Annotated in this window: 13 protein-coding genes; 9 read left to right on the top strand and 4 right to left on the bottom strand. The window is 70.1% G+C overall.

Annotated elements, in window-relative coordinates:
* Window positions 1–47 precede the first annotated feature (47 nt).
* The 5 genes from ABD156_RS07430 to ABD156_RS07410 all read left to right on the top strand — a co-directional run bounded on the left by ABD156_RS07430 (window position 48) and on the right by ABD156_RS07410 (window position 5,378).
* Window positions 48–932, top strand: coding sequence for a methylenetetrahydrofolate reductase (locus ABD156_RS07430; protein WP_344268051.1), 885 nt, complete (start codon window positions 48–50; stop codon window positions 930–932).
* 42 nt (window positions 933–974) lie between these two features.
* Entirely contained in the window at window positions 975–2,654 is a 1,680-nt protein-coding gene (locus ABD156_RS07425; RefSeq protein WP_344268049.1) for a DUF885 domain-containing protein, read from the top strand.
* Window positions 2,655–2,705: 51 nt separating this feature from the next.
* The gene (locus ABD156_RS07420; protein WP_344268047.1) at window positions 2,706–3,206 is read left to right on the top strand and encodes a GNAT family N-acetyltransferase; all 501 of its coding nucleotides are present in this window, start codon (window positions 2,706–2,708) and stop codon (window positions 3,204–3,206) included.
* Between the two features lie 204 nt (window positions 3,207–3,410).
* On the top strand, window positions 3,411–4,307 hold the full coding sequence (locus ABD156_RS07415; RefSeq protein WP_344268045.1) for a DMT family transporter: 897 nt from the start codon (window positions 3,411–3,413) through the stop codon (window positions 4,305–4,307).
* A gap of 75 nt (window positions 4,308–4,382) precedes the next feature.
* Entirely contained in the window at window positions 4,383–5,378 is a 996-nt protein-coding gene (locus ABD156_RS07410; protein WP_344268043.1) for a DUF3558 family protein, read from the top strand.
* Between the two features lie 86 nt (window positions 5,379–5,464).
* Here the strand turns inward: ABD156_RS07410 and ABD156_RS07405 are convergent, their stop codons facing one another.
* Window positions 5,465–6,040, bottom strand: coding sequence for a GNAT family N-acetyltransferase (locus tag ABD156_RS07405; protein ID WP_344268041.1), 576 nt, complete (start codon window positions 6,038–6,040; stop codon window positions 5,465–5,467).
* The gene (locus ABD156_RS07400; protein WP_344268039.1) at window positions 6,037–6,561 is read right to left on the bottom strand and encodes a YbaK/EbsC family protein; all 525 of its coding nucleotides are present in this window, start codon (window positions 6,559–6,561) and stop codon (window positions 6,037–6,039) included. The genes ABD156_RS07405 and ABD156_RS07400 overlap by 4 nt, the downstream gene beginning before the upstream one ends.
* A gap of 691 nt (window positions 6,562–7,252) precedes the next feature.
* Between ABD156_RS07400 and ABD156_RS07395 the strand changes: the two genes are divergently transcribed.
* From ABD156_RS07395 to ABD156_RS07385, 3 genes are all read left to right on the top strand, one after another.
* The gene (locus ABD156_RS07395; protein WP_344268037.1) at window positions 7,253–7,804 is read left to right on the top strand and encodes an SAV_6107 family HEPN domain-containing protein; all 552 of its coding nucleotides are present in this window, start codon (window positions 7,253–7,255) and stop codon (window positions 7,802–7,804) included.
* The gene (locus tag ABD156_RS07390) at window positions 7,794–8,558 is read left to right on the top strand and encodes a maleylpyruvate isomerase N-terminal domain-containing protein (protein WP_344268035.1); all 765 of its coding nucleotides are present in this window, start codon (window positions 7,794–7,796) and stop codon (window positions 8,556–8,558) included. The genes ABD156_RS07395 and ABD156_RS07390 overlap by 11 nt, the downstream gene beginning before the upstream one ends.
* 169 nt (window positions 8,559–8,727) lie before the next feature.
* Window positions 8,728–9,435, top strand: coding sequence for a VOC family protein (locus ABD156_RS07385; RefSeq protein ID WP_344268033.1), 708 nt, complete (start codon window positions 8,728–8,730; stop codon window positions 9,433–9,435).
* A gap of 287 nt (window positions 9,436–9,722) precedes the next feature.
* Here ABD156_RS07385 and ABD156_RS47795 read toward each other — a convergent pair whose 3' ends face one another.
* A complete protein-coding gene (locus ABD156_RS47795) occupies window positions 9,723–10,097 on the bottom strand; it encodes a hypothetical protein (protein WP_377925985.1) in 375 nt (124 codons plus the stop codon).
* 696 nt (window positions 10,098–10,793) lie between these two features.
* Here ABD156_RS47795 and ABD156_RS07375 point away from each other — a divergent pair.
* Window positions 10,794–11,609: a GNAT family N-acetyltransferase gene (locus ABD156_RS07375; protein ID WP_344268559.1), complete on the top strand. Its 816-nt coding sequence runs from the start codon at window positions 10,794–10,796 to the stop codon at window positions 11,607–11,609.
* On the opposite strand, the gene def is transcribed toward ABD156_RS07375, so the two are convergent.
* Window positions 11,542–12,042 (bottom strand): peptide deformylase, encoded by a 501-nt coding sequence (gene def, locus ABD156_RS07370; RefSeq protein WP_037809726.1) that lies wholly within the window; start codon window positions 12,040–12,042, stop codon window positions 11,542–11,544. The genes ABD156_RS07375 and def overlap by 68 nt on opposite strands.
* Window positions 12,043–12,204: the final 162 nt, after the last annotated feature.

Here is a 12,204-nt window from a genome sequence, read left to right as displayed (position 1 = left end):
CCGTCAGCTCTGCCGCGGGTCGAGGCGAGCCACTACCATTTCACCCCATGACGTCGGTGATCGAAAGGCTGCGGGGGGACGGGCCCGCGTTCTCCGTCGAGTTCTTCCCGCCCCGCGACGAGGCCGACGAGGCCGTCCTGTGGAAGGCGATCCGCGAGCTGGAACCGCTGGACCCGGCGTACATGTCGATCACCTACGGCGCGGGCGGTTCGAGCCGCGACGGCACCATCCGCAGCATCGCCCGCGTCGCCACCGAAACCACGCTCTGCCCGATGGCCCACCTGACGGCGGTCGACCATTCGGTGTCCGAACTGCGGAACGTGATCGGCTGGTACGCGGCGGTCGGCGTGCGCAACATCCTCGCCCTGCGCGGCGACCCGCCCGGCGACGTCTACGGCGACTGGGTGCCGCACCCCGAGGGCCTCGCCTACGCCGAGGAATTGGTCGAACTGGTCCGCTCGCTCGGCGACTTCTGCGTCGGCGTCTCGGCGTTCCCGTACGGCCACCCGCGTTCGGCGGACCTGGAAACGGACACGAAGCACCTGGTCCGCAAGTTCCGCGCGGGAGCGGATTTCGCGATCGCGCAGCTGTTTTTCGAGGCCGAGGACTTCCTGCGGCTGCGCGACCGGGTCGCGGCCGCGGGCTGCGACGCGCTCGTGCTGCCCGGCATCATGCCGCTGACCACGCTGCGGACGCTGCACACCACGATCAAACTCTCCGGGGCCCCGGCGTCGCAGCGGCTGCTCGACCGGCTCGAACCGTTCTCCGGCGACCCCAAGGCGTTCCGCGCGGCCGGCCTCGACTGGGTCACCGAACTGTGCGAGAAACTGATCGCCGAAGGCGTGCCCGACCTGCACTTCTACACCTTCAACCGGTCCAAGGCGACGCGCGAGGTGGTCACCCGGCTCGGACTGGTGCCCGCCCGCGCGTAACTGCGTGGGCTCTGGGCGCCCCAGGCCGGTAGCGTGCCGGACATGGCTTCCACCGAACAGAGCGTTCCGGAGATCTGCGACCGGTACGTCGACGATTACGTGGCCGTGGACCCGGTCGCGGCCACCATGCTCGGCGTCGCGGGCTACGACGACCAGCTGACCGACTATTCGCCCGCGGGCCACGACGCCCGCGCGGACCTGGCGCGGCGCGCGCTGGCCGCGGTGACCGCCGCGGAACCGGCGGACGCGGGGGAGCGGGTCGCGAAGGCCGTCTTCAGCGAGCGGATCGGCCTCGAGCTGGAGATCCACGACGCGGGTCTCGACGCCGCTTCGCTCAACGTGATCGAGAGCCCGGTGCAGGGCCTGCGGATGGTCTTCGACCTGATGCCGACCGACACCCCGGACGACTGGGCGAACGTCGCGGCCCGGCTGCCGAAGGTGCCCGAGGCGCTCGCCGGCGTCCGCGCGTCGCTGCTGGCCTCCGCCGACAAGGGGCAGGTTTCGGCGCTGCGGCAGGTCTCGAAGGTCGCCGAGCAGTGCGAGACGTGGGCCGGGCTCAAGGACGGCCCCGGGTTCTTCGCCAGCATGGTCGCCGGCGCGGGTGTCGATTCGCTGAAGTCCGATCTGGCCGCGGGCGCGCGGGCCGCGGACGAGGCGTTCGCGGAGTTCGCCGGATTCCTGCGCGCCGAACTCGCCCCGAAGGCCCCGGTCAAGGACGCCGTCGGCGAGGACACCTACCGGCTGTGGTCGCGCTACTTCATCGGCGCGGAGCTGGACCTGCGCGAGGCGTACGAGTGGGGCTGGCACGAATTCTCGCGGCTGGAAACGGAAATGCGCGCGGTCGCGAACCGCATCAAGCCCGGCGCGACGCCCGCGGAGGCCGCCGCGGTGCTCGACGCCGACCCGCGCTACCGCGTCCAGGGCCGCCCACAGTTCGAGGCGTGGATGCAGCAGCTGTCCGACGACGCGCTGAAGTCGTTGCGCGGCAAGCACTTCGACATCCCGGACCGGTTGATGGCGCTGGAGTGCAAGATCGCCCCGCCCGGCGGCGGCGTCGGCGCGTACTACACCGGACCGAGCGAGGACTTCAGCCGTCCCGGCCGGATGTGGTGGTCGCTTCCCGCGGACCGCAACGAATTCACGACGTGGCGCGAGGTTTCGACGGTCTACCACGAGGGCGTCCCCGGCCACCACCTGCAGATCGCGACCGCGGTCAACCAGGCCGAGACGCTCACGAAGTACCAGCGGCTCATGACGTTCATCTCGGCGCACGGCGAAGGCTGGGCGCTGTACGCGGAACGCCTGATGGAAGAGCTGGGCTACCTCTCGGACGACGGCAACCTGCTGGGCATGCTGTCCGAGCAGATGTTCCGCGCCGCCCGCGTCGTGGTCGACCTCGGCATGCACCTGGAGCTGGAAATCCCGGCGGGCACCGGATTCCACGAGGGCGAGCGCTGGACGCCCGACCTGGGCCTGGAGTTCATGCTGACCCGCACGATCACCGACCACGCGCACATCCACGACGAGATCGACCGCTACCTCGGCTGGCCGGGCCAGGCCCCCGCGTACAAGCTCGGCGAACGCCTGTGGCTCGCGGCCCGCGACGACGCCCGCGCGCGGCAGGGTTCGGCGTTCGACATCAAGCAGTTCCACACCAAGGCCCTGCAAATGGGCGGCATGGGGCTGGACACGTTGCGAGAGCAGTTGGCGCAGCTGGACTGAGACTGCTTTCCCGGGCCGGTGTTTCCGCACCGGCCCGGGTGTCTATCACGCATGGTTACCGCTCAGCTCATCAAAACCGCCCGGTTGAACCTGCTGCCGCTGTCCGTCTCGCATGCCGAAGAGATGGCGTCGGTGCTGTCCGACCCGGTCCTGCACACGTACATCGGCGGCGCTCCGGACTCGTTGGCAGCTCTCCGTTCGCGCTACCGGCGGATGACCGCGGGCTCGCCCGATCCGGCGGTGTCCTGGCTGAACTGGGTGATTCAGCTGCGCGATTCCGGCCTGGCGGGCACTGTTCAGGCGACGATCGACGGTTCTGTCGCCGAAATCGCCTGGGTGGTGGGAACTCCGTGGCAGGGCCGGGGCATCGCCACCGAAGCCGCGCGAGCGCTGGTCGGCTGGCTGGTCCAGCAGCCGGTGGACGCGATCGTCGCCCACATCCACCCGGAAAACCGGGCCTCCGCCGCCGTGGCCGCCGCGATCGGGCTCACCGCCACTGACGAGTGGCAGGACGGCGAAATCCGCTGGCGCCGCACGCCGCAAACCCGTTGATCGTCTCCGCCGCCTCTGGTTAAGCTCCCGTCCGTGCAGTGGCTTCTCGTCGTCATCCCACCACCAGCCTCCTGAGCGGGGCAGTTTTCGCCGCGTGCGCCCGAAATCGGGCCCGCGGCCACCGGATGACGTCCTGAACCGGCCTACGCACGCTGCCCCGCGTCGTCGATTTCCGTTTCCTTCGACGCAGGAGCCCACTTCCGAATGTCTGTTCTCGTACCTTCGCGCGCCCGCTCGTCGGCCGCCCTCGTCGTAGCCGGTGTGCTCTGGGGAACCGGCGGCCTGTCCGGCTCGCTGCTCGCCCAGAAAGCCGGCCTGCACCCGCTGGCCGTCGCCACCTACCGCCTGCTCATCGGCGGTGCCGCGAGCGCGGTCTATGTCGCCTTCACCGGCGGACTTCGCCTTCCCACCAAGCAAAACTGGCGCCGTCTCGTCCTCATCGGCGCACTCTTCGCCCTCTTTCAAGCCAGCTACTTCGCCGCTGTCGCACTCAGTTCGGTCAGCACGGCGACGATGACCACGATCGGTGCTGCACCCGTTGTGCTCACTGTGTTTTCCGCCGTTCGGCACCGCCGCGCACCCCGGTTGTGGACGCTGGTGTCCGTCGGCGGCGCGGTCGCGGGGCTGGTGCTGCTGCGCTGGTCGCCGGAAAGCGCGACGTCACCCGTCCGACTGGTCGGCGGTCTCGGCTTCGCATTGCTCGCGGCGACCGGGTTCGCCGTGCTCACACTCGTCACGGCGAAGCCCGTCGACGGCCTCGATCCGTTGGCTACCACGGCCTTCGGCTGCCTGACCGGCGGTTTGCTGCTGACGCCCGCCGCCCTGTGGCTCGGCATGGGCCTTCCCGCCAGCGCTGACGTGCTCCTGCTGGCCTTGTATTTCGGCGTGGTCCCGACAGCCGTCGCGTATGCCGCGTACTTCCGCGGCCTCGGCGGTGCCCACCCGGTGCTGGGCGCGTTGTCCGCGCTGCTCGAACCGCTTACCGCGTCCGTGCTTTCGGTCGTTTTCCTGCACGAACGGCTGAGTGCGTTCGCGTGGGGCGGCGCGGTGCTGCTCATCGCCGCGCTCGCGGTCGGCTACTGGCGGCCCGAGCCCCGGTGAACATCATTCACGGACTGTCCGCATTTTTGGAGATTTTGCCACGAACGGGTGACGGATTCCGCTACGGTGCCGCGCATGATCACCGAAAACCGAATATTCCGGGCATCGCCGCTGGCTGCTGGGGTGGCTCTGCTGGCGTTGCTCGCGGGCTGCGGCGGCTCGACCGCGGGCACCGCCGCCGCGGATTCTCCCACCTCCGAAGCGAAACCCCCGATCACCGACCCCGCGGTGCAGGCGGCGGCCCTGCGAACCGTGGATCCGTGCGCGCTGCTGGACAGCAAGACCCTCGGCGGCGTCGGCGCCCTGGACCAGTCGAGCGTTTCCTCCTCCGAATGGGGCGAGTGCAGCGTCGACGTCAAGGACTCCGGCGGCAAGACCGTCGAGCTGGTGCTGCGCGTCGGCGACCAGATGATCCTGTCGAAGGACCCGTCCGAGAAGCTCGAAGGCCTTCCGCTGGTCGTCGACAACGACAAGCCCGGGTCGTGCTGGGTCTCGGTCGTGACGTCGTTCGAACAGTCGCTGGGGATCACCTTCCAGACCAAGTCCCCTGGCGACGCCTGCGCGCCCGGCCGCGCGGCGCTGACCAAGGTCGTCCAGGCCCTGCACGGGACTCCGCCGCAGTACAAGCAGGTGCCTGGCTCTGTGCTGAAGACCGACCCGTGCGCGGCGGCGGGCAAGCAGGCCGTGGATACCGCGCTCGGGAAGAAGTCCTTCGTGGAGCCCAAGAGCCTGCACGAATGCGACTTCTGGTCCGGCGACGGCACCCACTACCCGCAGGTGTCGGTGCATCTGTACCAAGGCCTGCCCGCCGACGCCGGGGACGGCCAGCCCGCCGACCTCGGCGGCGGCGTCACGGCCATCCAGAAGAAGGACGCGGACAGCAGCGTGGTCAGCTGCGACGCGACCTGGCGCAAGGTCGAGACCCCGAAGGAGGACGAGGCTCACGGGTACGGCGAGATCGTCTCCGTGCAGTTCAGCGGCGAGCCCGAAAGCGGCCTCGACACCGCCACCGCCTGCACGAAGGCGGTCGCCGTGGCCAAGACTGTGGCACCGTCGCTCGGCCACGCCTGATCGCTGGCGCGCACGGCCTCTGGGGGCCGTTTCTTGCAGTAGCTGAGCGCGCCGCACGCCCGGTCCGGCACTGGGCGTGCGGCGTCCTACGCCTCTTCGAGCGGCAGCGACCGCCCGAGAATCGCGAACGGCCGCGGATCGCCGGTGAACTGGTAGTCGCGCAGAACGTCGACGAACCCCATGCGCCGGTACAGCTTCCACGCCCGGCTCGTGCCCTCCGGCGTGGAGAGCAGGACGTTCGCGCTGGGGACGCCGTCGAGCAGCCGGCGCAGCAGGTCCTCGCCGATCTGCTTGCCCTGGTTCTCCGGGCGCACGTGGATCTCGGTGAGCTCGAAGTAGTCCGTCAGCCAGCGCTCGGCTTCCTCCGTACCCGCGCGGCGGGTGAGGCCGTGCCGGACCTGCTCGTGCCACCACTGTCCCGCGCGGCCCTTGTAGCCGTACGCGACTCCTAGCAGCACGCCGTTGTCGTCGAGGGCCGCCATGCAGCGCCAGCCTTCACGCAGCGCATGGGTGAGCCACATCGGCGCGCGCTGTTCTGCGGTGCCCTCGGGGTAGTGCATCGCGTTCACGTAGATCGCCAGCGCTTCCGGCAGCCGGGAGCGGAACTCGTCGGCGGAGAGCTGCACGTACCGGGAGCACCCGGAGGAGGACATGGCGGTCACAGTCGCCCATCCTCCCCTTCGCCCGCCAGCTCGCCAGGGGTGCCCCCGGTGAGCGTGACGAGCGCGTCGAACGTGGTCGGGAAGACCGATTTCGGATGCCCCGCCGCGGCCCAAACCTCGGGATGCTCGCGCAACGCCGTGTCCACGAGTGTCACGAGCCGCTCCGGATGCCCGACCGGAGCGACGCCCCCGATCGGTTGTCCCGTGTGCTCCCGGACGAACGCCGCGTCCGCCTTGCCGACCTCCGCGACGCCCGCGAGTTCCGCCAGCCGGGACTCCTTCGCCCGATGCGCCCCCGAGGTGAGGGCAAGCAACGCGACCTCAGCCCCGTCGGTCGTGCGGGCCCGGAAAACGAGACTGTTGGCAATAGCGCCGACCGGCACGCCGAGCGCCTCCGCGGCCTGCGCGGCAGTGCGCACCTCGGCGGGCAGCACCCGCACTCCGTCAGCGGCGGCGTGCTGCCCGGCCTCGCCCAGCGCGGCGGTGACCTTGGCGACAGCGGGATGGTCGTGGGTGCTCACCCGGTTATGAGACCACGTCGGTGCAGCCGTGTCCCGCACCACGCGCCCCGATTCCACCGGCGGGGTTGAGCGGATTCGCCGGCGCGGCTACTCTGGAAACAGATCGAACAGACGTTCGATACCCGGTGGGAGCGCACCGGCCGGTCCCGGGGTGGGGGAAGCACCTCGGGCACCCGGCCGGGCCCACCCGAGCAGGAGGAGGGTCGCCATGTCCGTCTCGGTCGTGTCCCCCGCGGACCGTGCTCCAGAGGGACGCCCAGACCGGCTCGGCGCGGTAGGCGAACAGCTGACGTTCGGCGCGGCGGTGCAGCCGGGGAGTACTGCAGGGAGCGCCTCGAAGAGTGCTGAGGGCGCTTCTGCCCCGGCCGCTTCGGCGGTCGGCGCTGCCCGGCGTGCTGCTCCGGCGCCCGACCCCGCGCTGCCCTTTGCGTCGAAGGACCTCTCCGCCGCGCCATCTACCAGTCCCGCTCTTCAGCCCGAGACCATCCCGGCGGGCTCCCCGGCATCAAGGCTGGCGGAGAACCGCTCCACCGCACTGCCTGCGGCAGGGGATGGTTCCCTTTATCAGCCAGAGCTCCTCCCCGCAGTTTCCCCAGCCGCCGAGCCGTCGGAGAGCATCTCTGCCGCGGCGGCCAACCCCGCACCCCAGCCCGAGCGCACCCCGGCCGATTCCCCAACCCCCAGGCCCACCGTGCACCACGTCCCCGAACCCGCCCTGCCCAGCTCTCCGCCCCCGAGACAGGTCGTCCACCGCACCCGAGCCGCCGTCCGTCCCTCCGCCGAACCGTCCGCCCGTCGCTCCGGCGCCCAGGGCCAGCCGCAACTTCCGCTGTCCCTGCGCCCGCCGACCCCGCCCGAAGCGGTCACCCTCCTCGCCCAGGCCAACCGCGGACTCGACCACGCGGAAAACGAACGAGACCCGGCCGAACGCTTCATCGGCGCCTACCTCGCCGCCCTGCGCGGCGCGGGTGCGGTGCTCGCCGTCCGGGGCCGTCCGCGCCGGGGACGGGGCCGGCCGGCCAGCGGGTGGGTGCTGCTCGACGCCGTCGCCCCCGAACTGCGCGAATGGTCGGCGTTCTTCGCCGACCACTCCGAAACCCGGGCCGCCGCCGAAGCGGGCATCACCGGCCGCGTCACCGCCGAACTGGCCGCGGGTCTCCTGCAGGCGACCGCCCAGTTCCTCGAATTGGTCCGCCGGGTCGTGCACGGCCTGCCGATGTCCGGGGAAGCCCATGTCGCGTGAACTCGGCACGGTCGACCACGGCCGGTTGCTCGAGGCGTTCTCCGCAGAGGCGCGGCTGCTGGGGGAGGCGGCGCACTCGGCGTCGCCCGATTCGCCGGTGCCCACCGCCCCGGGCTGGACGTTGAACGAGCTGCTCAAGCACGTCGGCGCGGTGTACTGGCAGGTGCTCGGCTGGATCCGTGAGGGCCGCCGTCCCGAATCGTGGCGAGAGCCCCTTCCCGGCCAGCCGGTGGTCGATTTCTACTCCGCCGCCCGCACCGAACTCGAGCTCGAACTGGCCGACCACGACCCGGCCTCCCGAGCCGCCACCTGGTGGTCCGCCGACCCGACCCACGGTTTCTGGCGCCGCCGGATGCTCCACGAAACCCTCGTGCACCGAGTCGATGCCGAAAACGCGGCCGGAGCCGGCGACTCGACAGTCCCGGACGACCTGGCCGCCGACGGCGTCGACGAGGCCCTCACCCTCTACTTCGGACACAAGCTCACCACCATGGGCATCTCGGGAACCCGAAACGGCACAGTCGGTTTCCATACCGGAGGCCACAGCTGGATCGCGAGAGCGGGCCCCGGCGAAACAGAAGCCTGGCGCTGCTCTCCGCGGGACGCCGACGCCGCGGACGCGGTAGTCACCGGCTCGCCCGAGAACGTGTACCTCTGGCTCTGGGGAAGAGTCCCGGTGACCATGGTCCACACCGACGGCGACCACGAGCTGTCCGCTCAGGCCTGGGCACTGCTGCGACTGGCCACCAGGTGACCGCCTAGAACCGAAAGCGGGGAAGCTTCTCGGTTTCTCACCGGCCACCTGGCGATCCGGCTGTGCCGGCAAGCGCGATACCCCCGCGCTTGCCGGCACAGTTCTTTCACCCGATCCGGCCAGCCGGCGATCCGCCGTTTTTGTCGGACCTCCCCGTTACCGTGGCGACATGGCACCACGTCTGGTCAACCTGGCCATCGCCGCAGAAGAACCAGCACGCCTGGCCCGATTCTGGTCCGAACTCCTGGGCTGGCACACCACCGCCGAATCCCCGGACGAGGTCACCGTCCACCCGTCACCCGGCGACGGCTGCGATCTCACCCTGGTCTTCGTCCCGGCCTCCCGCCCGAAGACCACCAAAAACCGGCTCCACCCAGACCTCTCCAGCACCTCCGCCCAGAACCAGCGCGAAACAGTCGCCCGAGCCGTTTCCCTAGGCGCACGCCCCATCGACATCGGCCAGCGCAACGTCCCGTGGATCGTCCTGGCCGACCCCGAAGACAACGAGTTCTGTGTGCTGGAACCCCGCCAGGAATACGCCAATTCCGGTGCCCTGGCAGCGCTCGTCGTCGACGCAGAGGACCCCGCACGCCTAGCCCGCTTCTGGTCCCCGCTCACAGCTTGGCCCATCACCGCCGAAGAGCCCGCCATCACCACCCTGAGCAACCCCTCCGGCCGCGGCCCCACGCTCGAATTCCTCCGCGCGAAAACCCCGAAGCACGGCAAAAACCGCCTCCACCTGGAGCTAGCTCCGGCCCGCCATGACGACCCCGCCGCCGAAACCCGCCGCCTCCAAGCCGCTGGCGCCCACCTGGTCGGCCAGACCGACTTCACCGACCCGGAAGACAACGAATTCCGCCTGCTCGCCCCACGCTGATCCGCGGCACGTTTCCCGCAGATCACGCATTCCCGGGCACCCTCTGACACACCCGAAACACCACAGGACGCCCCCGGTTACGTGCGTCGGGAACGGTAAGTCCCATGGACATGCCTTCGACGCCCCGCAGCCTCCTCGCAAACGCCCTTCCCGACGAGTCGGAGCACCTCGCGCGCTCCGAATCAAACCCCAGCAACCCCAAGGAAAACCGCCCACCGGCCCGAGCCTGGCGAGTACGCGTACGCTCCGACGACTACCCCGGAACGCTGGCCCGCTTCGCGATCCGGCTAGCCGACCTCGAATGCCGCATCGTCGGCCTCACCAGACACCCCATACCCGGCGGCGTCCTGGACGAGTTCGTGCTGCGCCCCGCAACCGGTCTGCCCCAACACCTCCTGATAGACGCCCTCCGCGACGAAGGCGGCGATTGCCTGGGAATGACCGAAACCGCCCTCCCCGAACTCCGCGCACCAGCCCCCGCCCCCGAGGATTCGATCGCCGAGGCCGCCGCCCGAGAACTCCTCGCCCTGATCACGGACACCCCCGCCCCCGACCGGACGGCAGCCGCCGCGCCTGATACCGGGGAATACGGTGTTCCGGACGCAACTGCGTTCCGCGCCGACCGGGAGATGCGCGCCGAGATTCCTGCGCGCGAACGCCATGCTTCGTCCGCGTCGGCGGCTGACCAGACGCCCCGTTCTGAAGCCGACGCCAGCGAACGCTCTGCGACAAATCCGCTCCCGGGTGCGGAGAACCCGCCCGCTGATTCCGTCGTCGGAGAATTGCGCGGCCCTGGAGCAAGCGCTTTCACTGCCGATCGAGAGGCCACTTCCGGCACCGGCGTCCGGAACCCTGCTGCAGCTCAGCCGCTTGCGCTGGGGGAGTCGGATGGTGATGTCGCAGTCCGGAAGCCTGCTGCAGTCCAGCCGCTCGCGCTGGGGGAGTCCGATGGCGACGCTGCGGTCCGGGAGCCTGCCGCATCTCAACCGCTCGCGCTGGGAAAATCCGATAGCTACGCCGCAGGGCGGAAGCCTGCTGCAGTTCAATCGCTCGTGCTGGGGAAGTCTGACGACGATGCCGCAATCCGGGAGTCGACTGCCTCGGCAGCGAACGGATTCGCCGCTGTTCAGGAGACCGCAATTGGAGCCGGTACCGCGGAACCCCGTGCGGCGACTGCGCTCCCCGTCGCGGGGGAGTTGTGCATCGGGACTGGAGACCTGCGCGCCCCGGCAGCACCCGCACGCGCCGCCGTGCGAGAGGCGGCTGTCGAAACCAGCGTTTGCGGACTTCGCGATTCGACTGCAACGGCCCTCAGCGCCGCTCGCCGGGCGATTGCTGATCCCGGTTGCCGTGCTCCGATGCTGCGGTCGGTCCTGTCCGCCGACCTCGTCACGCTAGTTCCCGCGAACGAATCCAACCCGGCGCGCACGGAGGGCGGGCACCGGGCGGTCTTTCCCTTCGGCGACGGGCAGGCGTTCGTCGCGCGGCGGCGGTGGGTGGCGTTCGCCGAATCCGAACTTGCTCAGGCTGCGGCGTTCCTGGAATTACTCGCCGCGGCGGAGCAGAATCTGGCCGGGCCGATGGTGCTTGACCGTCCGGACGGGGCCGCGGTCGTTCTGCGGATCGGTACTCCGCGCGACATCGATGCGATCGGCGCGGTGCATCTTCGCTGTTCGGCGAAGACATTGTTCAACCGCTACCACACCGGGCTGCGTACGGTGCCCCGAAAATGGCTGCACCGCTTGCTCATGCCGCCGCGCGGAACCAGCTTGCTCGCGGTGTGCGGTCGGGACGTGATCGGGTTCGGACAGCTCATCCCTCAGCGCGACGGCACGGCCGAGGTGTCGCTGCTCGTCGAGGATGCTTGGCAGCGACAGGGAATCGGCACGGCGTTGCTCACTCGGCTGGTCGCCCTCGCCGGGGCGGACGGGACCACGGAACTGACCGCGGTCTGTCTTCCGGGCAACGACGCGATGGTCCGGACTGCTGCTCGCGCCGGACTGCACGTCGAAACCAGCCCGGACGACGACACGGTGCTGCGACTCCTCGCCGCCCAGACGTCCCAGACGGCTCGGATGCCCGAGACGCCCAGGGCTCCGCGGACGGTCAGCGGTTCCAGAACCAGTCTTTGCCCCGCGCCTCGCGCAGCGCCTGCTTCTTCCGGTCGGGAGTGAGCCGGTCGAGGTAGAGCTTTCCGTCGAGGTGGTCGGTTTCGTGCTGGAGGCATTGGGCCAGCACGTCGACGCCCTCGACCTCGATCGGCTCGTTGCGCAGGTCGACGCCGCGCACGACAGCGTGCTTCGCGCGGACTGTCGGGAACCACAGCTCCGGCACGGACAGGCAGCCCTCGCCGATTTCGTGCGTCTCCTCGGAGAGATGGGCGATCTCCGGGTTGATGACGTACCCGGTCAACCCGCCGACGTCGTAGCTGAACACCCGCAGCCCGACCCCGATCTGCGGTGCCGCGAGCCCCGCCCGGCCCTCCGGCTGCACGCTGTCGAGGAGGTCCTTCACCAGCGCCTCGATCTTGCTGTCGAACGTGGTCACCGGGTCGCACACGGACTTGAGCACCGGGTCACCGAAGTAGCGCAACTCGCGCATCGCCATGATCGAACGTCCTTTTGTCCACCGAGGGGCCACGAGAAGTCTAGTGACACCACCTGCTTCCCCGACGCGGGTCCGTCGCGCGCCCGCTGGCCGCGCGACGAAGACGGCCGGTCGGGCGGGACCATGGGCCGGACGCGCCCACGTTCATGGCTAGGCCGAGCA

The sequence above is a fragment of the Amycolatopsis albidoflavus genome (assembly GCF_039525725.1).
GTDB classification, from domain to species: Bacteria; Actinomycetota; Actinomycetes; order Mycobacteriales; family Pseudonocardiaceae; genus Amycolatopsis; species Amycolatopsis albidoflava.
This window is presented reverse-complemented; position numbering and strand designations above follow the sequence as displayed.